Origin of the sequence: Metabacillus litoralis, from assembly GCF_003667825.1 — a bacterium.
GTDB classification, from domain to species: domain Bacteria; phylum Bacillota; class Bacilli; order Bacillales; family Bacillaceae; genus Metabacillus; species Metabacillus litoralis_B.
In genome coordinates this window covers 1661768-1682617 of the sequence record NZ_CP033043.1, presented here as the reverse complement: position 1 = coordinate 1682617, position 20850 = coordinate 1661768, and the positions used below count along the sequence as shown (strand labels likewise).

Annotated in this window: 21 protein-coding genes and 2 pseudogenes; 13 read left to right on the top strand and 10 right to left on the bottom strand. The window is 33.5% G+C overall.

Going from position 1 to position 20850, the window contains the following annotated elements; translation table 11 throughout:
* Positions 1–139 precede the first annotated feature (139 nt).
* On the top strand, positions 140–1372 hold the full coding sequence (locus D9842_RS08005; RefSeq protein WP_121662075.1) for a sensor domain-containing protein: 1233 nt from the start codon (positions 140–142) through the stop codon (positions 1370–1372).
* Between the two features lie 74 nt (positions 1373–1446).
* Here the strand turns inward: D9842_RS08005 and D9842_RS08000 are convergent, their stop codons facing one another.
* The gene (locus D9842_RS08000; RefSeq protein WP_162987360.1) at positions 1447–2376 is read right to left on the bottom strand and encodes a DMT family transporter; all 930 of its coding nucleotides are present in this window, start codon (positions 2374–2376) and stop codon (positions 1447–1449) included.
* Between the two features lie 206 nt (positions 2377–2582).
* Here D9842_RS08000 and D9842_RS07995 point away from each other — a divergent pair, with 206 nt between their 5' ends.
* Complete coding sequence (locus D9842_RS07995; RefSeq protein ID WP_121662073.1) at positions 2583–3569, top strand: LLM class flavin-dependent oxidoreductase; 987 nt, start codon at positions 2583–2585, stop codon at positions 3567–3569.
* 85 nt (positions 3570–3654) lie between these two features.
* On the opposite strand, the gene D9842_RS07990 is transcribed toward D9842_RS07995, so the two are convergent.
* The gene (locus D9842_RS07990) at positions 3655–5094 is read right to left on the bottom strand and encodes a L,D-transpeptidase (RefSeq protein WP_373995097.1); all 1440 of its coding nucleotides are present in this window, start codon (positions 5092–5094) and stop codon (positions 3655–3657) included.
* A 402-nt stretch (positions 5095–5496) separates the two neighbouring features.
* Between D9842_RS07990 and D9842_RS07985 the strand changes: the two genes are divergently transcribed.
* From D9842_RS07985 to D9842_RS26520, 4 genes are all read left to right on the top strand, one after another.
* Positions 5497–6777 carry a replicative DNA helicase gene (locus D9842_RS07985; protein ID WP_257536010.1) on the top strand — a complete coding sequence of 427 codons (1281 nt, stop codon included), beginning with the start codon at positions 5497–5499 and terminating at the stop codon, positions 6775–6777.
* Between the two features lie 210 nt (positions 6778–6987).
* Positions 6988–7146 (top strand): hypothetical protein, encoded by a 159-nt coding sequence (locus D9842_RS25775; protein WP_162987359.1) that lies wholly within the window; start codon positions 6988–6990, stop codon positions 7144–7146.
* Positions 7147–7501: 355 nt separating this feature from the next.
* Positions 7502–7978, top strand: coding sequence for a DUF3231 family protein (locus D9842_RS26525; protein WP_306821512.1), 477 nt, complete (start codon positions 7502–7504; stop codon positions 7976–7978).
* Between the two features lie 108 nt (positions 7979–8086).
* The gene (locus D9842_RS26520) at positions 8087–8443 is read left to right on the top strand and encodes a DUF3231 family protein (protein WP_306821511.1); all 357 of its coding nucleotides are present in this window, start codon (positions 8087–8089) and stop codon (positions 8441–8443) included.
* A 121-nt stretch (positions 8444–8564) separates the two neighbouring features.
* On the opposite strand, the gene D9842_RS07975 is transcribed toward D9842_RS26520, so the two are convergent.
* The 4 genes from D9842_RS07975 to D9842_RS07960 are packed head-to-tail and all read right to left on the bottom strand — an operon-like array spanning position 8565 to position 12559.
* Positions 8565–8771, bottom strand: coding sequence for a hypothetical protein (locus D9842_RS07975; RefSeq protein ID WP_121662071.1), 207 nt, complete (start codon positions 8769–8771; stop codon positions 8565–8567).
* Complete coding sequence (locus tag D9842_RS07970; protein WP_121662070.1) at positions 8771–9931, bottom strand: Ger(x)C family spore germination protein; 1161 nt, start codon at positions 9929–9931, stop codon at positions 8771–8773. The genes D9842_RS07975 and D9842_RS07970 overlap by 1 nt, the downstream gene beginning before the upstream one ends.
* Entirely contained in the window at positions 9928–11457 is a 1530-nt protein-coding gene (locus tag D9842_RS07965; protein WP_257536009.1) for a spore germination protein, read from the bottom strand. Before D9842_RS07965 ends, D9842_RS07970 begins: the two co-directional genes overlap by 4 nt.
* Positions 11450–12559, bottom strand: coding sequence for a GerAB/ArcD/ProY family transporter (locus tag D9842_RS07960; RefSeq protein ID WP_121662069.1), 1110 nt, complete (start codon positions 12557–12559; stop codon positions 11450–11452). Before D9842_RS07960 ends, D9842_RS07965 begins: the two co-directional genes overlap by 8 nt.
* 224 nt (positions 12560–12783) lie before the next feature.
* On the opposite strand from D9842_RS07960, the gene D9842_RS26640 reads away from it, so the two are divergent.
* The 4 genes and pseudogenes from D9842_RS26640 to D9842_RS07940 form a co-directional block, all read left to right on the top strand.
* Positions 12784–12951 carry a TetR/AcrR family transcriptional regulator gene (locus tag D9842_RS26640; protein WP_162987358.1) on the top strand — a complete coding sequence of 56 codons (168 nt, stop codon included), beginning with the start codon at positions 12784–12786 and terminating at the stop codon, positions 12949–12951.
* Positions 12935–13318 carry a hypothetical protein gene (locus tag D9842_RS07950; protein WP_121662067.1) on the top strand — a complete coding sequence of 128 codons (384 nt, stop codon included), beginning with the start codon at positions 12935–12937 and terminating at the stop codon, positions 13316–13318. Before D9842_RS26640 ends, D9842_RS07950 begins: the two co-directional genes overlap by 17 nt.
* Positions 13319–13333: 15 nt before the next feature.
* Positions 13334–13486: pseudogene (locus D9842_RS07945) on the top strand (GNAT family N-acetyltransferase); the annotation flags it as partial.
* Between the two features lie 24 nt (positions 13487–13510).
* Positions 13511–13940 (top strand): annotated as a pseudogene (locus D9842_RS07940) (FMN-binding negative transcriptional regulator); the annotation flags it as partial.
* 318 nt (positions 13941–14258) lie between these two features.
* On the opposite strand, the gene D9842_RS07935 reads toward D9842_RS07940, so the two are convergent.
* Entirely contained in the window at positions 14259–15311 is a 1053-nt protein-coding gene (locus D9842_RS07935; RefSeq protein WP_121662066.1) for a DUF3231 family protein, read from the bottom strand.
* Positions 15312–16113: 802 nt separating this feature from the next.
* On the opposite strand from D9842_RS07935, the gene D9842_RS07925 reads away from it, so the two are divergent.
* Together D9842_RS07925 and D9842_RS07920 are read left to right on the top strand one after the other, a co-directional pair.
* The gene (locus D9842_RS07925) at positions 16114–16305 is read left to right on the top strand and encodes a hypothetical protein (RefSeq protein WP_121662065.1); all 192 of its coding nucleotides are present in this window, start codon (positions 16114–16116) and stop codon (positions 16303–16305) included.
* A gap of 303 nt (positions 16306–16608) precedes the next feature.
* Complete coding sequence (locus D9842_RS07920; RefSeq protein WP_121662064.1) at positions 16609–17160, top strand: GNAT family N-acetyltransferase; 552 nt, start codon at positions 16609–16611, stop codon at positions 17158–17160.
* A gap of 420 nt (positions 17161–17580) precedes the next feature.
* Here the strand turns inward: D9842_RS07920 and D9842_RS07915 are convergent, their stop codons facing one another.
* The 3 genes from D9842_RS07915 to D9842_RS07905 form a co-directional block, all read right to left on the bottom strand.
* Positions 17581–18093 (bottom strand): CBO0543 family protein, encoded by a 513-nt coding sequence (locus D9842_RS07915; RefSeq protein ID WP_121662063.1) that lies wholly within the window; start codon positions 18091–18093, stop codon positions 17581–17583.
* A gap of 313 nt (positions 18094–18406) precedes the next feature.
* Complete coding sequence (locus D9842_RS26515) at positions 18407–18874, bottom strand: CBO0543 family protein (protein ID WP_121662062.1); 468 nt, start codon at positions 18872–18874, stop codon at positions 18407–18409.
* Complete coding sequence (locus tag D9842_RS07905) at positions 18871–19359, bottom strand: CBO0543 family protein (RefSeq protein WP_121662061.1); 489 nt, start codon at positions 19357–19359, stop codon at positions 18871–18873. Before D9842_RS07905 ends, D9842_RS26515 begins: the two co-directional genes overlap by 4 nt.
* A gap of 757 nt (positions 19360–20116) precedes the next feature.
* On the opposite strand from D9842_RS07905, the gene D9842_RS07900 reads away from it, so the two are divergent.
* Complete coding sequence (locus tag D9842_RS07900) at positions 20117–20824, top strand: sigma-70 family RNA polymerase sigma factor (RefSeq protein WP_121662060.1); 708 nt, start codon at positions 20117–20119, stop codon at positions 20822–20824.
* The last annotated feature ends 26 nt before the right edge of the window (positions 20825–20850 follow it).

Genomic DNA, 20850 nt, shown 5'->3' with positions numbered 1-20850 from the left:
ATTAGAATGATGTTATTTATAGAAATAAATTCCTTTGCTATAGATCATAACAAACAAATATAATAATAGAATATATTAACGTTTGCATAGATAGTTAATAGTGGAAGACTATGTAAAATTAAAGGTGGATCATTCAATCATGTTACAACGAAATATACTCGAACAACCTGGTGCAATTCCGCTTCTTTTTGATCATCATCCAGATGGTATATGTCTTGTTGATGTTGATGGTTCTATTTTATACGGAAATACCTCAATATCAACTATTTTTGGATATACCAAAAAAGAGTTGGAGCAAAAATCATTACAGCAGTTATTTCTTACAGCCGGTGTTAGCGATGATTATTCAGAGGAAGGCTTGAAGGACCAAGCAAAACTAGCAATTCAACATCGAAACGGTCACGTTGTATATGTAAAGGTGACAATTGTTCCGCTTATTAGTGACGAGAAGGAAATGGGAAGTTTGATTAGATTTGAAGATATATCGGAGCAAATTGGATTAAAAAATGAAATATCAGATATTCAAGAAATCTTCACATTAATATCGGAAAAGTCTCAAAACATTATATCTTCTATGTCTGCTGACGGCATATTTACATATATTTCCCCAACCGTTAAGGCATTACTTGGCTATACTCAAGAAGAGGTGATTGGAAAACCAGGAGCATCTTTTAACCCTCCAGATACTAATGATAATTTTCATAAGCATCGCAAGTCATTGGTTATAGATCAAGATACAGTTCGATTTACTGGTAGAGTCCGACATAAGAATGGTGAATATCGATGGTTTGAAACAACAGCTGAGTTTATTCGTGATCAATCTGGAAAGATCATTCAAACGATTGGGGTCGGGCGTGATATTACAGAGCGTAAAGAAGCAGAAGAGAAAATAACGTATTTAGCCAACCACGACACTGTAACAGATCTGCCAAATCGACGTTATTTTAAGGAACAAGTAGGGCAGCTACTAGAGGAAGTAAAAGACAAACATCACGCTCTAATGCTACTTGACTTGAATGGGTTTAAATACGTAAATGACACGTTTGGACATGACGTTGGAGATCAACTTCTGATTGAAGTAGCTAAAAGGATGAGAGTTGCTGTTGGAGACGAAGGCATTGTTGCTCGCTGGGGTGGAGATGAATTCACGGTTCTTCAAATGAATATAGAAACAAGAGAAGAAATAACGTCGCTAATGAACCGAATTGAGTTTGTCATTTCCGAACCAATCATCATCATGGGGCATCCAATTTCTATTATGGCAAGCATAGGTGCCGCATTTTCGAAAGAAGATGGAGAAACGGTAGAGGATCTCATAAATCATGCTGACGCTGCAATGTATCGTGCTAAATTTAAATTGGGAATGGATTAAGCTTTCTAAAATGTAAAAAAGCACTCACAAAGATTGAATTATGAATGCTTGTGAGTGTTTTTTTCTATTTTTTCCTATATTTTAAAAGTTTCCCCGGGAATCTGTTCCACTTTTCCTTTCCTAGCCTTCACTTTCATACTTGTTAAATAAACCCCCATAAACACCAAAACACCACCAACAACTTGAACAACTGAAATGCTTTTGCCAAGAATTAAACCTATGATTGCTGTAAAAACTGTGATTAAATTCAAATAAATTCCGGCCTTACTAGCATCAATATGTCTTAATGAGATATTCCAAAATATAAAAGAACAAACAGAAGGGAACATTCCCATATACAAAATTCCGATTAGTGCTTGATGACTTAGATTTAAATTAAAATCACTTCCGTTAACCGCAATCATTGGAAGCAGCATTATTAACGCAAATATAACTGAAACAGAGGTAGCAGCGATAGGGGGAATATTTTTTGTTTTTCTCCCGATTATAGAATAAATTGTCCAAACGATAATAGCAAAGATCATTAGGATATCGCCCTGATTATAGTTATTATGGAAAATTAGATGTAACTGTCCTTTGGTTAACACTAGAAGTACACCTAATAATGAAATCATTAATCCAATCATATTTTTAAGCTGAATTTTTTCTTTAAGAAATAACACTGAAAATAAGACGATAACAGCTGGATTAATAGAATTGACTAAAGCCGCATTTAGTGAAGTGGTATACTGTAAAGCTTCGTATAATAGAAAGTTATAACTTATGATTCCAAGTACAGCTAACACAAGGAGAGTTTTCCACTCCTTCCAAACACTTTTCCAATTTGGCCGCTCGATAAAATGTGCTAAAGGTACAAGGAGAAAAACAGCGATTAACCATCGGAAAAACGTCATTTGCAAAGGAGTCATTTCAGCAACTAAGTATTGACCAAATACATAATTACCTGCCCAAAATAAATTAGCTAACACAAGAAACAGTAAAACAGAATATTTCTTCAATGACATCACTCTTTCAATATTTATAAAAAAGTTGGTATATTTATTCTACTAATATATCAAAATGGAAATAAATGAGCAATTCAATCATGAAAATATTTATATCTTAAAAAAATAAAATTTTATTGTATGTAGAAAAGGCAAGATAATTGAGAACTATAAAAATGTCATATAAACTAATTACTCAACACGATTTAAGAAAAGCGGTGTAAGAAATGAAACTCAGCGTTCTCGATCAATCTGTTATTAGTGAAGGGCAAACTGCTATTAATGCTCTTCAAAATACGATTGAGTTAGCAAAAATTACAGAGGAATTAGGCTATACAAGGTTTTGGGTAGCTGAACATCATAACTCAAATGGAATGGTTGGGACCTCTCCAGAGATACTTATGTCACAAATTGCTTCAAATACAAAAAAGATACGTATCGGCTCAGGAGGTGTACTTCTTCCACAATATAGTCCATATAAAGTCGCAGAAAACTTTAAAATGTTAGAAACGCTGTTTCCAAATCGAATTGATGTTGGGATAGGCCGATCACCAGGCGGATCAACAATAACTCGTTTAGCATTAACAGACGGGATAAGAAAAAGTATGAATGAGTTTCCGAGACAGGTTTCAGACCTTCAAGACTATTTATTCGACACTAACTCAAGTTCTCAACCAATTCACAATGTCAAAGCCTATCCAAGCATTCAAACATTTCCTGAAATGTGGTTATTAGGTGTAACACATCGTGGAGCCAGATTGGCAGGAGAAATGGGGACATCATTTACATTTGGCCATTTCATTCATCCCACAAACGGTTTATATGCTATGGAAACTTATAGAAGGAATTTTCAGCCATCAAAAACACAATCAAGCCCGAAAGCGAATGTATGTATTTTTGTTGTATGTTCTGATACACAAGAAAAAGCAGAAGAAATCGCCGTGAGTCAAGATTTATGGCTTTTAGCCGTTGAAAGAGGACTAGATACAAGAATTCCATCACCAAAACAAAAGAAGCTTTCACCTAGAGATAAAGAAAAGATCATGGAAAATAGAAAAAGGATGATTGTAGGAACTCCTCAGAAGGTAAGAGAGGAAATACAAAGACTAAGCGATTACTATCAAACAGATGAATTTATGATTATTAACAATACGTTTAATTTTGAGGATAAAGTACGAACCTATCATTTGTTGGCTGAGGTATTACTTAAATAATTTTACACAAACATAGCCAGTATCTATGATTACTTAGAAATCAAAGATACTGGCTATTTACCGTAAAAAATTCTCATTAGTTTTTCTAATAAACAACAACCGGCTCATAAGTTTCGAGATTATTATAAACCTCTTTCATAACGTTAGGAGGGACATTCACGCACCCACCGGAGCCTGCTGTCAGATAAGCGTTGCTTGACCAGTTATTTCGCCAGCCTGCGTCGTGAAATCCTTGCCCGCTGTTTGTGAAAGGAGCCCAATAGTCAACTTCTATTGAGTAATTAGGATTACCCGCAGTGCTACCAGTTAGAGTGTATGGACTTCTTTTATAGAGAATATACCATACTCCAGGAAGAGTATCTTGCTGCGTACTATGCTTACCAGTAACCACATGTGTTGATAGAATAAGTTTTCCATCCTTATAAAGCCAAATCCGCTGTTCTTTAATCGACACTTCAGCATAAGTATCGCCAATGCCGTTGTTTGTGAGCGTGTTATAGCCATAGCCCTCATTACTCCAACCATTTCCGATAATATTAGTTGCAGATAACGCTTTTTCTCCATTTTCGAAAGCACTTTTAACAAGGGCTGCTTCTTTTTCAACATCTAGTGCCCAACCGTAGCCTTGACCCTTAACAGAAATGACTTTCCCTGAATGGGTTTTAAAGGTGAAATGTTTACCTAATGTGGATTGAGAGTTATCGATTTCAGTTATTTTATTTGTGATATTCGCAGGATCAATGGATACGTCCAAATCTTTCGAGACTGTGGCATTTTTTATGAGCTCACTTGCTTTTAAAGAATACACCTGATCTTGTACCTTATACTCAACAGTACCCTGTAGAAGCTGCTGAAGCTTTTTTTCTTGATTTTTTACAATCTCGCTGTCTTCCTTAATCGGAAGAATAAATGAAGAGTCGAGATGAATCTCGCTGATATATTCCTGTTTATCATAATTATTTAATAGAGTAGTAACATCGTATTGAGTGCCATCTCTACTCTCTGAAATGATTATTTTTCCATCTTTCAAAATGGCTTGTGCATCTTTTGGTGCTTTTAATTGCTGATTCATTGAAATGAGTTTTTGTTCAAATTCTTCTTTAAGTGTTTCGCTACGATATTTGTCTTTGGTTTTTGGCATTAAGAAATAGTTTTTTGATTTAAATGAAGGGAAAAATGTCCACTGGCTTTTTAAATGCTTTTTGATTGCTGGTAGATCATCTTCTGTAAATTCCATCTTTGTATCTTTGCCATCGAAAATTAGTTCATTTCCGATATAAACTTCGTTAGTCAAAACGGATGATTGTAATTGCTTTAATGCCTCTTCAACGGTTAAGTGACCAACATTTACGTTATTAATCGTAATCTTGGCATTAAAATGATTTGCCTGATAGTAAGTCAATCCAATCACAATAAGTATAAAAATAATACCGATACCGCTTGTGATAAGCTTCCAATTTTTATACCACTTAACAGTGTGATAGTCGTGCCTTTGTTCAATCGTTTGTGCTGCAGTGTTCCTCATAACATTTCCCCCAATAATACCTTTACATGTAACTTTTCTAATGTTCATTTTACAAAGTTTACGATTATTTTACTAATATTAAACGATATCTACAATTTTACTAAAAAACTTTGTGTAATTTTGTCGTATTTTGCAATTTATTTATAGTTTTATCTATTTATTTTTTTAGTATAAAGTTTATTTTATTAGATTAGTTGGATTCTATATTGAGAAAATTATCCTATTTTTTCGTTATTGAATGAAAAAATTGTTAAACTTTGTGTAAGTATTTTTTAATAGTCCATCGCATTATTGTTTTGACTAACCATAGAAAAATTTTACAATATATTTACAAAAAATATGCTACTCTGACGACTTTTTTTCGTATATAAAGTGTGAAAAAAATTAAGGAAGGAATTTATTATGAGTTTAAATCATGCTGAATTTATCGTAACGGGTTTTGAAGAGATGAGTATCGCTGAAAAAGCATTTTTAGGTAGTTTAATGAAGGCAGATTACCTGCTAAAGGATACGGTCGTTCAACCTGAACAATTAGCAAGTACTCGCCATCAAGAATTAATGCGAAGGATGGTGGAATGGAATCGTGAAGGGAAAAATATTGACTTAATTTCACTCACAACTTTACCAGACCTTGAAAACTTTGGTGGGATGTCATATCTTGCGGAATTGCTTTCCTTTGCAGATCTAGAGAGATTTGAAGGAATGGAAAAACTTATCCTCGATTCTTGGAAGGAGCGGGAAAAGAGAAACATCTTATCAGTTGCGGCTCATAATGATTGGGAGATTGCTAAGGTTATTGCTGAGTTGGATAGAATTAACCAAAGCAAAGTTGACGATCATACTTCCTTACAACAAGCACTGTTAACTATTTATGAGGCACCTTGGGAAGAACAAACTATTTTGCAAGCTGCAACAACTGGTATTAATAAGCTTGACGAGATGACAGGAGGATTTCAGGAAGGCGAAGTAGCGATTATTGCTGCAAGACCATCGATGGGAAAAACGGATGTGATGCTTCATTTTGCAAAAATGTCAGGGTGGGCTGGCTATTTACCACTAATATTTTCCCTAGAAATGCCGGAAAAGCTAATTACTAAGCGATTAATTGCATCAACAGGTGGTTTTAACCGTTCAAAAATGCGCGATCCTAAAAGATTGCTAAGTGAAAATCAGAAGAATAATTGGGCGAATGTAATCGGTCATCTTAACGAAACTCATATACAAATTTTTGATGGTTCTGGACAAACTGTAGCGGAGATGAGAGCAAAAACGCGTAAAATGATGAATCAATATCCAAATAAAAAACCGATTCTTTTTATTGATTATTTAACACTCATTCAACCAGGACAAATCTACGGTGGTAATTCACATCAACAAGTAACAGAAATCTCCAAATCTCTCAAAACAATGGCAAAGGATTTTAAATGCCCTGTTATTTGCTTGGCACAGCTAAACCGATCGGTCGAATCACGAGCAGATAAACGGCCAATGATGTCAGATATTCGGGAATCAGGAAGCGTTGAACAAGACGCCGATGTGATTTTGTTCTTATATCGCGAAGCCTATTACGATAAGGAATCTCAAGACAATACTCTTGACATCATCGTCTCGAAAAATCGAAATGGCTCTGTAGGATACATCTCAGTGAATTACAACAAATATACAGGAGAGATTGTGGAGTAAAATGACTTTTTTCACTATATTTTACATAACCATATTCTTAATAAGGAAATCAAATCACACTAATAAATTTACTTTTTTGTAAAAAATAGGATATACTAGTTGTAGTTTAATGGTATAATAGTTCTATAGGAGCGAGGTTTGCATTAGTGCTTTTTACTCATACTCCTAAAAGCGACAAAGTATAAATACCATGAAAAGGGGTAAATAAACATGAACAAGGAGCAAGGAAAACCAACTTATTACGATGGTTCAGGTAATTCAAGTTTATCTCCAACAGTACTTTCGTCCAATACATACGTTATAAAACCGGAGTATGATAAAAAGTCTCTTATTAAATATCCTTATTTTCCTTATATGGGTAAGGAGTAAGTATTGAAAACTTAATCACTGATATTCATTATTAAAACCTGGTTACGAGATGATCGTAATCAGGTTTTAATCTTTGTTAAGGAGTCAAAAGTCATTGAGATTATGATGCAAAAGAATGATGAGAGAGATGTTTACCTTAAATACAAAATGAAAAATCCCTTGAAAAAACGCATTTTAAACATGAGTAAGCATAAAAAGTTCTATAAAAAATAAAGAAAGTTTGAAAATAATAAACAGGGTACATTTGGAAAAACTATTTAAGACTAATATTTAGGAGGTTTAATAAAGGAAATGAGTGACCATATGATCAGAATGAGTGCTTCTGAATAAGCAAATCTTTGGACACAATATATAAATGACAGTCTGGCACGCTGCATGTTCCGCTATTTTCTTCATCATTAAGGATCATGATATTATTCAGGTGCTTAAATATGCTCTCGAACTTACTGAGATGCACCTTCAAAAGGTTGAGGATTTTCTAACAAAAGATGGTTATCCAATACCGATTGGTTTTACAGATGAAGATGTCACAGTAGAAGCACCTCCATTATTTACAGATACATGTATAATTGTTTACCTTCATATTATGTTTATGTCTATTCACGGATTGACTAGATATTCAGGGGCAATAGGCAATGTTATTCGGGAGGATCAGAGAAAATACTTTATTGGTGTTATTTCAGAGTCATTGGAATTGCATGATAGAGCAACTAAGGTCCTTACAGATAAAGGAATCATAAGCAAACCACCAAGTTTATTAATCATCAGAATGTTGAGTTTTTTTAAAAACAAAGCTTTATTAAAGGTGTTTGGGAAAACGAAGACCTATTAGTGCATTGGAAATTAGCGGTACATATCTTAACTTGCAGAAAACACTGACAAAAACTGTCTTAGAATTAGGGTTCAGTCAAGTAACTAAATCTAATATGTTAGAAGGTTTATGGAAAGGTCTAGGAATCTGTGCAACGATCACTATAAAGTGCTAGTTTCAATGTTAATTGAAGGTAATTTACACATTCCAAGGACATTTGAGTCAGAGGTGACTGATTCAACAACTCCTCCTTTTTCCGATAAGCTTATGATGTTTCATATCACTTCATTACTTTCTTCTGCAATTGGTTATTATGGCGAAGCAATGTCTATATCTCAACGAAAAGACTTATCAGCTAATTACGCAAAAATGATTGCTGAAGTTGGATTGTTAGCAGAAGACGGTATGAATCTATTAATAGAAAATGAGTGGATGGAACAACCTCCTCAAGCGACAGACCATGAGGATTTGGCGAAAAATAAATGATGTAAATGATATGGAAAGAAAGATAAAGTAATTTAGAGTATTTTGTGTTAAAGAAGGGGTAACTGTTCGGTTTTTTCTAAGTCGTAAATAACACCACCAGTTACTAAGGTGGTGTTATTTATTATCTAAATAAACCGACCGTATACGTAATAACCTGGTTTAGCCCTATAACCTTTACTCCAAGGATATGTAACTCACTTAAGAGAAAGGCAGTTCCTAGAATAGAGGTATAAATAATAAGCTTCTTTCGCTTTTTTTCTTTTAGAAGCAATCTAAGATCATGGAAGGAAATAATGATAAAAAGCAAAATAAGAAGAAATGTATTCATTATTTCGTGCCTTCTTTCACTTTTAGTTGTGTTGGTTCAATAATTAACCCAGATCTTCTGACATTTGATTCAATTTGTATATCAAATTCTACATTTTGTAGATATGCGTATGAATCCTTTTGTTCTTTCCAATAGCCAGGGTGAAATTTTCTAATATCTTTCCCAATTCCATAAATATCGGAATTCATCTCTCTAGCCATTTCAAATTCTTTTGTAATGATCTCTTTTAAGTTATTGGCAATTTCTTTTTCAACTGCTTTTAGATGATTAGGTTTAAGAAGATCTATTTGACAAGTTTGGTCAGTAAGATTGCCTTCAAGAGCTATTTTAATACGATAAATGATCTTTCCATTTTTTAAAATAGGTTTTTTTGTGCTAGTATAATCCGTTATTTGAAACGAGAAAAAACCTTCGTTTGCCGGGCACTTTCCATCAAGAATTGAGAAATTTAATTCATTTGATACAGCCTCCGTACCAATTGCGTGTTTTCCATTGATAAAACCCATTAATTTATCCTTGTTAAATACTGCTACACCGTCTAATTCATAAGTTTCAATCTTTCCTCTAACTTCCCGTGGATTAATGACATCAAGCACGGGATCAACTCCTGGTGTAGATAAAGTGTTCATAATATCCCGAAGTTTTACTTCCCGAGCGTTAATTTGTCTAATAGTTGATGCTTTTAATAGCTCTGCCATTGACTTAGCTGGAACGTTTCCTAACTCAATTTTCTGGTTAAGCAAATCTTCAGCTAATCCATTTGTCACAATTAGATAAGATCCTGCCCGACTATCTCGATCCCTTTCAAACCAGGTGATGATTGGAGATAAACTTTCTCTCGCTAATTCTTCTCCAAATATAATAATTTGTAAATGTGCCCAATAAAGTCTGCGTGGACTTGATTCATTTAGGTTTCTTATTGCGCTCATGACCGTTTTACCTGTTGCAGAAATACTCCACGTTGGTAACTCAGAGCCTCCTGCCTTATCCTGACCAGATGATGGCTTAATAACTTGTGCCGTAATTTTATAACTTTCATCTTCCACTTTATCGAGTCCGACACCAATAACTAAGGCAACCTCATTTAATTCTTTCTTATCCCAACAGCCACTTAACAGAATTCCGAAAATAACGGGTAAAATGATAAAGAGTTTCTTCATCGTTTATTATTTCTCCTATGTAGACGATTTCGTTTTGCTGTTCCTGGAGGCATTCGATAATGATTATCTCCAGCTATTTCATCAGGTCTTTGCTCCATTTTCCACCAAGGAGCTCTTACAAATAGATCTCTCCAATTCGTTTTATGAAACGGGACGAGGGGTGTTAAATACGGTACACTAAAGGATCTAAGAGAATTTAAATGAATAAATAGAAAGAGTAACCCAAAGATGAGACCAAATGCTCCTAAGGCAGCGGATAAAATTAATAAAAAAAATCTTAACATTCTAGCAGTTATAGCAATATTATAAGATGGTGTTGTAAATGAACAAATAGCGGTTATTGAAACAGCAATAACGGTTGATTGACCAACAAGACCAGCTTCAACAGCAGCTTGACCAAGAACCAAACCTCCGACAATTGAAACAGCAGCACCTATTGTTTTTGGTAATCTAAGGCCTGCTTCTCTTAGAATTTCGAAGGTTATTTCCATAAATAGTACTTCTAACGCTATTTCAAATGGTACACCTTCACGTTGACCGGTAATGGCTATTAATAATGGGGTCGGAATCATTTCTTGATGAAATGTTAGTAAGGCAACATACAAACCAGGCAATACGAACGATAATATAAAAGTGAAAACTCTCAGTAATTTAAGGAAGGTAGCAAAATCATAGCGTTGATAATAATCTTCATTTGCTGCTAAAAATAATCCTATTGTTGCCGGAACCATTAATACAACTGGTGTCCCATCAACGATAATCGCAATTCTACCCTCTAATAAGCCTGCTGCAATACGATCAGGTCTCTCTGAATTAAAAATGGTCGGAAATGGTGTATACCCATTTGGATCTTCAATTATTTCCTCAATATAGAGTGAATCAAGTATTCCATCTATTTGAATTTGATCAAGACGTGATATCACTTCCTTTACAATCTTTTCTTTTGCAATATCTTTAATAGAAAGGACGGCAACCGTCGTTTTGCTTTCTTCACCTAATTCAAGTTTATGTACGTGCAATTTAGAAGTGTGTATTCTTTTTCGAATTAATCCGATATTCGTAACCCATGATTCATTAAAAGATTCACGAGGTCCTCTAACAACCGTTTCTACATTTGACTCTGAAACCGGCCTTCTCTCGCCACCAGAAGTCTCGGCAGCATAAGCAATTTGCTGCCCATCAAGAAAGATAATGGAATATCCTTGTAAAAAGTAATCTGTGATCTTATCATCGGTAATGAGTTCAACGACTTTGTTTGTAGACAATATACTTGGATCAAGAATAGGAGATTCAAACAATTCTTTTACATGTGTCTTTAGCTCATGAATAACAAAGCGATCGATATTATCCTTTTCAACCAAAGTGTCAATGTACATAACTGCAATCTTATTTCGGCCATTATACTGTAGTCTACGTACAGTTAAATCAGATTTTTCGCCAAACAATTTTGTATATCTCATAATATTTTCTTCTAAATAGGGAGAGAGGAATCTATCCTTTTTTTCCTCCTTTGGATATTCAAACAAGCTTTTTTTCCTCCTTTGACTTTTTGTTTCTATCTCTTACAAAACTAACCATTAGTAAAAAGAGGGGTAAAATGAATCCAACAAACGTCCCATAATAAGGATAAAAATCTCTTAAAAAACGATAAATTCCAATTAAATCTTCACTGTTTAATATGGAAATAATGGTGAGCAATGCTCCTACGGGTACGACAAGCACTTTATAATTATCTAATTTAAATAATTGTGCTAATGCAAGAACAATGGCATATAAAAACAAAGCAACTTTTGTAAAGGAACCAAGTGACCAAAGAAGGATTCCTAGAATATCTAAGCGTTGTAAGGCACCAATTTCGATATCTCTTAATATTTGGAAAGTCGGGAAGTAAAGTCCAGTGGCTCGTTCTTCCCCATAAATGGCGATCACTCCAGAAACTGGACCTATAAACATACAAATTAGAATGATCATTGTTATGATGGAATACTTCTTTAGATGCTTTGTATTAGAGATATTTTGAAATACCATGCTTAAGACAAAAAATGAACTATATAATGACACGATTGATAACATCCCTGGAAACACAGTTATGATACTGTCTTCTAAAATAGGTAAGAAATTCTGATAGTCCTTATCCTTATGTGTAAGAATGGATGCTAGGATACCGATGGGTATTAAGAAGAGGAGAATGGCTTGATTTGTTCTTACTAACACTTCCAGACCACACCTAATTGAATAACCAGCTAGAATTAAAATCGCAATAAAATACACAACGATTGGTGTACGAGGAGTAATTGCTGCTGTGTAAAACTCCCCAAAACCCCGTATTGATAAACTTGCTTCATGGAGAAAATAAAAGAGAAATATAAAGACAAAAAGCTTCCCAATCCACTTTCCTAAAATAATTTGACTATATTCAACCATAGAGCACCCGGGATATCGTTGAGATAATAAGGCGACAGTTAGCCCGACCAGCATTGCTGGAAAAATGGCTACCAATAGGGAAATCCAACTATCCCTGCCAGAATGAAAAATAATGACCGGTATATACAAAAGATGCCCCGTTACGATAATGCTTGAAACACCAAGCATTAAAGCTTGAATTTTAGAGATTTTTATGATATCCATTGAGACACTCCTCATCTATAATCTTTTTTAGTATCTTCAGTTATCCTATAGATTAGTCAAATTTAATAAAAGAAGGTTTATTATGAAAAAAATGAAAAATGTTAACTATGGAAAGAAATTTAGATAAACTTAAAAAGAATAATATTAACTGAATAATCAAAAAAATGAGGTGAAGATTATTCCTAGGCAAGAAGAACAAAATAAACAGATTCGAGAGTGCAGCTTTGCAAGTTTTTGCTCGCAGGGGAATGGTTGCTACAAAAATTTGTGATATTCCAAAAGAAGCAAGGTTAAGTCACGGACTTGTTTATCATTATTTTAAGTCAAGAGAGGAGATTTTTTACGACTCTGGTAAAATAAGCATCAAGCAGTTCAATGGAAATAATTCATAAAGCAAATATAAAAGAAGGAAAACCTTTAGAAAAATTAACTTGGATGACAGAAAGGATAATCGAAAGTTTAGAAAGTACTGAGAATGCACTTCTCTTTTTAGTTATGATTCAAGCGAGTACATCAGATGCAATACCAGAAGAAGTAAAAGAAGTTTTAACAGGAGAAAATTCTGATTCACCTGTTATGGCAACGATTCCCTTAATATTAGATGGTCAGAAAAAGGGAGAAATCATTAAAGAAGCCCCAATTACATTAGCTGTTACCTTTTATGCAGTTATCCAAGGTTTAGCCATAAACAAAATCCATTGGGATGAGTGCCCATTACCTAATGCAAATATAATTTTAAAGCTTTTTAAAGGGGCTTAATACTTATATATAGGGAATAAACTGAAAATTTGGCTAGGTGTATGGGAAGAAAATGAAAATGATATAGCTTTTTATAAGAAAATGGGGTTTGTTGAAACGTGATCCCACTCTTTTTATATGGGTGATGAAGAACAATTGGACTTGATAATGACCAAAACACTCAAATAACTTCAATTGAAGGCTGGATTATGAATTTATATTCCTAAATATTTTAAGATCACAGATGAGACGATGGCACATAATATAATAAAAGAACATAGTTTTGCGAATCTTTTTTCTCAACACAATGGAATGCCTTTTGCAACACATCTACCGTTACTTTTGAACAAGGAAAATACTTTTTTATATGGACACTTTGCACGTCCAAATCCTCAGTGGAATGATATTAAAAATCAAACTGTTCTAGCTGTTTTTCATGGTCCTCATTGTTATATCTCACCATCTTGGTATGAGACGAATAAGGCAGTACCAACATGGAATTACGTGGCAGTTCATGTATATGGAGATGTCGTGCTAGTAGAGGACGAAAATGAGTTAATAGATTCCTTACATAACCACATAACCTAACCTAGTATTAAAATATGAAACTCCTGAAAGTTCATATAAATTACAGGATGTAGATGCTGTCGAAGAAGGGCAAATGTGCAATAACATTTGTGAGACTCAATTACAAAGAGAATTAATAAAAAATAGGTTCTAATAATAGTTCAATTAGCTTAATCTTGGTTGAATTAATAAAACCAAAAGTTACATAGTATGCTATGCTGAAAAAACAGAAGGAAGAAACAAGAACGGAGAAATTTCTTCTTCTCCGTTTGCATCCTTTGCTTCATCCCACATTGGAAAAAGGACAAACAGGGGTAAAATACTAACTAACTGTAATCGATTTGGTTAAATGATGTGCGAAATCTAATTCACAATTTTTATCTTCCTGATTAGTTTAGTTACCTGGTGATGATTTAGAAATTTTCTTTCGATCTGGTGCAGTAAAGGGTTCTTCCAACCACCCATGTTCTATCATCATATTCATTCCGTCATTGTTATACTTTGCAATAACAGGAATTAATGCTAGGAACTCTGCCGCTAAATCATGCCTCATCATTTGTCCGAGTGCAGCACCTATGTTAGAAAGTGCTACGCTTCCTGCTAATCCCCCATGAAATAGCATAAGTTTATCTGAAAAAGGGGAAATAGTTGAATCAGTTATATGTGCATCCATTAACTTAGGAGAAGGTAGATCCTGACTAGATAAAGGCAAGGAAAATGCCTTAATTTGTCTATCTGAAAGTTGAGCACCTTCTCTAAAGTATTTTCTAAGCTTCTCTGAAGAAGCTACCTGACTGAAACCTAACATTACTGATTTACCTAAAATATTAGTATTGATGTTAAACTGCAGATGCTTAATCTCTGGGGCTATAAGCGGTCTGTCTCTACCCGTTAATATGGAGATAAATGATTTTTTCTCAACAAAATCAACCTTCTTAGCATAAGGTATTGTCGGAGAACTTATTAAATCCATTCCTTTAGAAAGTAATAAGTGAACTCCTCTTTCATATGTTTCTGCTGAATCATTTATATTGCTTCTAAAATAATCCATAATATCTTGTCTAGTCGCACTACTATAAGCACTACTATATATGGGTAATGAAATTGTTGCCATTTGTGTAATGTAAAAAACCATAAGCATATCACCGAATAATCGAGGGGCATCTTTTCGAACATCCTGTTCCCCAAAACCTACAGGTACAGGGATTTTTTCCTTAATAAAAATTTCTCTAATTTGCTTAATATGTCTTCTAGATAGTTCTAGTGCAAATTCTACATAATCTCTAACCTCATCATCTTCTACCACTTGAAGAAAATGTTCGAATACACAAGAATACATACTATCTCCCTGAAAATTCGCAAACAAATCCGCTAGTTCTGAAGCAGTTAATCTCTTGTTTTGCTGGTGTTCAGCAATCTGTGCTTTAATAAATGAACTTTTATCCATCTTGTTCCTCCCAAATCTTGTTAAAGGTATTATTCTCTTTTATTTAGAAGAATATTTTATTTTTCTTCAATGGCTGTAAACACAACAACAAAACTATATTTGCTTGGGAGTTTATTCTTGTTGTCCTTTATATAATCTTTTAAACGACAAAACAAAGCCAGGAAAAGCCTAACTAGTTGAATTTTTACAAAATTTATTGTTTCTGTAAGCTAAGTTTCGCTCTCTTGCTTAATAGTTCACTTTGTATTTTTTGAAGAAGAAAAAGAAACAGACTAAGAGAAAAAGGATAGGGGCTTTTTCACGTTTTAAACTAGGCTAACATGTTAAAATTAGGAAGAATATGAAGTTATGAAATAAGCAAAAGTCGATAGAATGGAATATTTATAAAGACTTAGGAGAAGTAGTGGAGTAAAGTGAACAATTGGGAAACATTGCCTGTATGGTTTTTGACAGTATACTACATATTTTTATTTATAACTTTAGTTGCTGCAATATTTAGTGTTTTAAAAAGGGCTAACAAAGGTTTGTCTATTGTGGCCATGTTAATTACTTTTACAGTACCTATTATCTGGCTAGTTATAGTATTGGTAGAGCAGAAGGATTGAATGAATTTGAACATTCAGTATATCAAATACAACAAGTTTGCTATTTGGTCTATTTTTACCTTGATCGGTTTTATGTTTCTATTTGTGTGGTGGGTTATATTCTTACGCAATTAATCTAAATTTATTAATTTGTGGCACACTAACCAGAGTAGTTCCTTTATGGATAAAAATTTATTAGTTCGATTGGAAGTGGTAATATGCAACAGTTTGATTTGAGTGGAGCAACTCCAATTGTTTTTATAGTTGTTCTCATAATTGGAGGTTATGTTCTTTTCGCAATTCTCATGTCTCATTTTTCAGGCAGAAGAGAGAAAAAGAAAGATTCATTAAAAGAGTTTAAGAAAAACAAGGATCAAATTGTAGTGAAGAATCAAGATGAATTACCTTAGTTAACATAATTTTATGATGACTTTTTTATAAGGTTTTTTTCTTAAAAATAGGTAGCTAAAATATATTTGGAATCATTAACAGTAAAAAAGCGTTAATTTACAAAGGGATTGACGCTTTTTGTTGAAGTTTAAATAATTGGCATGGTGCAGCTGAAAATCTAGTAGAGAGTAATGGCTGTCAATTCAGTAGGTTTTATGAAGAATGAGAATTGACTTAAACTCGGATAATTTTGCAAATAATCTCCTAGCACAGTGTAATGAATAATCAGACTGATACAAACTTAATCGAGAGAAGGAAAATTAATGAAAAATGAATTTCCTATAATTGAAACTGAGCGATTAATCTTAAGAGGCGTAACAATTGAGGATGCTAATGATATGTTTAAATATTTATCTGATAAAGAAGTTGTGAAGTATATGGGGTTAGCATCTTGTCAAACAGTTAGGGATGTTTTGGATGAAATTAATTGGTATAAAACTATACGAAAAGATGGCACTGGCATTAGATGGGGAGTTACTTTAAAAGGTGATGGAAAAATTATAGGAAGTTGTGGGTTTCTGAATATGGTTACCAAGCATCATCGAGCTGAAGTTGGATTTGAATTAAATAAAGATTACTGGGGGAAAGGAATCGCCAGTGAAGCATTAGAAGCAGTTGTAAAATTTGGGTTCCATCACTACCAGTTAGAAAGAATTGAAGCTTTAATTGAACCAGCAAATCTCCCATCACAAAAATTAGTAGAAAAGCAAGGATTTACAAGAGAGGGGTTGCTTAGACATTATGAGTATACCTGTGGCAAATTTGATGATTTATATATGTACTCAATCATAAAAGGAGACCTCGATCTTACTTAAGAATATTAATTTCAACCATATAAATTATAGGATTTACTAATGAGCATAGCAATAATCTGATCCAGTTAACATAACGAATTAAATTTGTTAGGTGTATCATGACAAAAAAGACTGATAATACCCTTAGTTGTTCTCGGGAACACGAGTATTATCAGCTTTTCTTACTAACGCAATACAAATACGAGATATGAGGAAAGTCAAAGTAAGTGATATAAAACTTAGATATATTCCAACCATTTCTAAACTTAATTAAACTTGTGTGCTTTTCAAAAATTCGCTTAAGTTTATCAGTAGAAATAAGAAACAAATATTAATCTTTATTTCTAAAAAGATAAATCCACATCAGTATATATATTGAGAACAACAATAGTAAGAAAACAGGTGTTGTTATTTTGTCAGTTGCCATAAAATCACCATCAATTATTTTAAATCATTTATGGAAGGGTGGAACAATGTTAATAGAATTGCAATTATAGGTATTGATACGATTAATGCTGTGAGAGGGCGTTTATAATGGATTCTGACCATAGTAAAAAGAATCAAGTTAAAGACACCAGACCAGAAAAGGTTCCAATTATTATCGTATATAAAAAGTCCCTTTTTATAAAAAAGGTATTCAATGATTGTAAAGTAAGCAATCCATATTCCTATATATAAGTATTGTTTTTTCCCTTTAGGATAATATCTTAAATAAATCATAATAACGACTGGTACAATGAAAAATGAAAAGGTAATATCTATTAAAGTATGATTTAACCAGTCAACAGTTACGGCATTATATCTCCATAGGGTATGATTATAAAAAATGACATTATATAACAAATTACAAATAATAAAGAATTGAATTGTTGGATAATACTTTTTCCAGTTTTTCCAATCAACAAAGTAATAAGCAAAGATAATATAAACAATGACAACTAATAATAAATACATTTAAAATTAACCTCTTTAATTTTTTTATCAGTCTTCACATTAGTTTATGTTGATAAACATGCAAGTCGAAGTTTTGTTAGTTCCTATAGTATCGTATTGTAAGAGGAAGTAAACCAAACCTTATACTAATGGGAGTACCACGGTTTCTTTAACTCATTTCATGAACACTCAACAATCAAAGCGCCTTATTGGGATAAGGAAAGGCGCTAATTTCAGTTTAAGGCCAGTTCGGGTGATACTTATGGTAAAGAGGATTGTGGTCTTAGAAGGGAATAAATGAATAGTAGAACAAAAAATGTAGAGCGCATAAGTATTACTTGTTATTAATTTTAAAATACCATTTATAAAAATACCAAGATAATAATAAAGCAGCGTAAACAGATAACCAAGTGATATACCAATCCCATTTTATATATTTAATAAGCTGTGTATACCTTTCAAATATGGTTTCAGGGATGGTTATTCCTGTACAAAAAGCACTTGTGTATAAAAACTTTCTCATAAAACTCTTTGTATATGGGAAATATATACAAAAGAATATGCTGATTATAGGAAATACTAAGAACTCGAAAAGAAAACTTGATTTATTTATATTTGAAAGTTCCCTTACAGGGTATTCTATTAGATGCAATTCGACTACAAGCAATCCTAAAAACCAGGTAGCAAACTGTTGAAACAAGAAAATAATACTTGCTTGTTTCAATTTGTTTTTTGGTATAAAAGCAAGCGAAATAAATGTACAAGCATATATAACATATAAAATGGTGTGCTCAATCTTCATATTATTTGATCACTCTTATTATTATTTTTATTTATTATCCATAAGACATATTGACGTGACAACCAGAGCTCAATAATAAAATTAAAAAAGCTCATTATTAGATGATTATTGTTAACATCCATTATGTCGGTGAACTTCCCTATTAAATAGATAAAAGATACAATGATCCCAACCCAAAGTAGATAGTGAAGTAATCTTCTTGGGTAATTTGAATGATTAGGAAATTTCAATTGAAACCCTACAGCTAGTGCTGGGAATACTAAATATTCCATGGTGAAATTTAGTTTTGTAGCATACTTAAAGAGTCTAATTGGAGATTCAAGTGTATTCGTATAGCTTAGCCCAATACTAAACAACCATGTTAACATTTGAAAAAACAAAAAGGTAACGATGGCTTCTCGTAGACGATTTCTTGGGACCATCTTATACAATATAAACGGGAAAATAATCCATAATAATAACAAGACAAAATAATCAACATTCAAATAAATCCACCTCATACCTATTATGAGAATTGATGAGAAAATTCATCCACATAATGGATAAACTAGCGAAGTAATGCTAACTGTTCAACCTCCCCATTTTTTATTCAAAACATCCTTCAGCAATAATGGGGCCTTTTGTAACAAATAAAGTTGCTTAAATGATTTTGGCTAGTTCCCCAAATTATTATTCAGAGTATCATTTTTATTTTATTAATAGCTGCAAGTATAGATTGGTAACAATAGTATACATATAAATAGGAAAATTTAATCTTAAATGCTACATATTCTTAATAAGTGTCGAGCGCAACTAATTAAAGTCAAAGGATGATAATTATGGCTTTTGCTGTCTGTTTTTTTGTATCTTAGATTATAACGTTCATTTTCATGCAAAAAAAACTTTCATTTATGCAAAACTCTTTTGTTTTTCTCCTTACTTTAATGATTAGTATCAATTGGTCATAGAATATTTATGAGGAATTGAGTTTATCAAGCTTTCAACTTAGGCGATGGACTATACTGCTTTTATGATCAATAGAAGTATCGCGATTCCATTAATTGTAGTCATCACAATATTTACTTACGGTATCCAAGTCTTTAAGACAGTCTATACTCATTTGCATTTGGGTAACAAATTGTACATTATGAAATGGATGAAGGTAAAATATTATTTAAACATACAAAAATTTTTTTCCACCCCGTATCTTTTCGTTTTCGTTATCCGTTTATACAGTAGAGACGTGCTGAAGGAGTGATTGTGATGCAGAGAAGCCGTGTGCACGGTGCAGAGAATTTATTAAATGAGGAAGACTTTCAAGAGCTTTATCCTAAGCTGAGACGATACTGTCTGGGACTAGCAAAAAATCAATGGGATGGCGAGGAACTGGTTCAGAATGCGATGATGAAGCTTTGGCTCTATTATGGGGACCAATCTTCAATTCCAGCAGCTTTAGTGAACAAGATGGCGCACAATGCTTGGGTTGATACGATCCGAAAGCACAATAAGGAGTGCTTAGAAGCCGATCTTAATGAACTGAATTCGGATAATTCGACTAGCAATATTGCGACTCGTTTTGAGATTATTCAACGTTTGACGACCCAATTAACACCGAAGCAAGTCGTTATGCTTGTCTTAAAAGAAGGGTTTCGCTATCAGCTCACTGAAATTGCAGACATCTTTTTGACATCTGAGACAGCTGTAAAATCAACCATTCATCGAGCCAAACAACGCTTAGCGAAACAGATGAATCAAGAAGGAAGTCCGCTCATTGACCTTTATTGGGAGAAAGAAGAACGTGAGCAAGTGGAACATCTCCTTCATGTCTCATTTAAGAGACAGGATCCAACGATTCTGATCCAGTCGATACCGTTATTGCGCTCATTAGTGAAAGATCAGCGTCCAGCAAGCTCTATGCACTGCACACTCGCTCACTCTCGTCCTTCACGCACTGTCCTAATGGCGGCATAAATGGGGTTTCCGCCTAAAAAAGGAGG

Coding starts and splice junctions, on each gene's coding strand:
- D9842_RS26525 (WP_306821512.1), top strand. CDS start 7,502: ATGACAGTCTGGCACGCTGCATGTTCCGCTATTTTCTTCATCATTAAG.
- D9842_RS07990 (WP_373995097.1), bottom strand. CDS start 5,094: ATGAGGAACACTGCAGCACAAACGATTGAACAAAGGCACGACTATCAC.
- D9842_RS07915 (WP_121662063.1), bottom strand. CDS start 18,093: ATGTATTTATTATTAGTTGTCATTGTTTATATTATCTTTGCTTATTAC.
- D9842_RS07960 (WP_121662069.1), bottom strand. CDS start 12,559: ATGGATATCATAAAAATCTCTAAAATTCAAGCTTTAATGCTTGGTGTT.
- D9842_RS26520 (WP_306821511.1), top strand. CDS start 8,087: ATGGAAAGGTCTAGGAATCTGTGCAACGATCACTATAAAGTGCTAGTT.
- D9842_RS08005 (WP_121662075.1), top strand. CDS start 140: ATGTTACAACGAAATATACTCGAACAACCTGGTGCAATTCCGCTTCTT.
- D9842_RS25775 (WP_162987359.1), top strand. CDS start 6,988: ATGAACAAGGAGCAAGGAAAACCAACTTATTACGATGGTTCAGGTAAT.
- D9842_RS07970 (WP_121662070.1), bottom strand. CDS start 9,931: ATGAAGAAACTCTTTATCATTTTACCCGTTATTTTCGGAATTCTGTTA.
- D9842_RS07925 (WP_121662065.1), top strand. CDS start 16,114: ATGCAACAGTTTGATTTGAGTGGAGCAACTCCAATTGTTTTTATAGTT.
- D9842_RS08000 (WP_162987360.1), bottom strand. CDS start 2,376: ATGTCATTGAAGAAATATTCTGTTTTACTGTTTCTTGTGTTAGCTAAT.
- D9842_RS07950 (WP_121662067.1), top strand. CDS start 12,935: ATGGAAATAATTCATAAAGCAAATATAAAAGAAGGAAAACCTTTAGAA.
- D9842_RS07985 (WP_257536010.1), top strand. CDS start 5,497: ATGAGTTTAAATCATGCTGAATTTATCGTAACGGGTTTTGAAGAGATG.
- D9842_RS07900 (WP_121662060.1), top strand. CDS start 20,117: ATGCAGAGAAGCCGTGTGCACGGTGCAGAGAATTTATTAAATGAGGAA.
- D9842_RS07935 (WP_121662066.1), bottom strand. CDS start 15,311: ATGGATAAAAGTTCATTTATTAAAGCACAGATTGCTGAACACCAGCAA.
- D9842_RS07975 (WP_121662071.1), bottom strand. CDS start 8,771: ATGAATACATTTCTTCTTATTTTGCTTTTTATCATTATTTCCTTCCAT.
- D9842_RS26515 (WP_121662062.1), bottom strand. CDS start 18,874: ATGAAGATTGAGCACACCATTTTATATGTTATATATGCTTGTACATTT.
- D9842_RS07920 (WP_121662064.1), top strand. CDS start 16,609: ATGAAAAATGAATTTCCTATAATTGAAACTGAGCGATTAATCTTAAGA.
- D9842_RS07995 (WP_121662073.1), top strand. CDS start 2,583: ATGAAACTCAGCGTTCTCGATCAATCTGTTATTAGTGAAGGGCAAACT.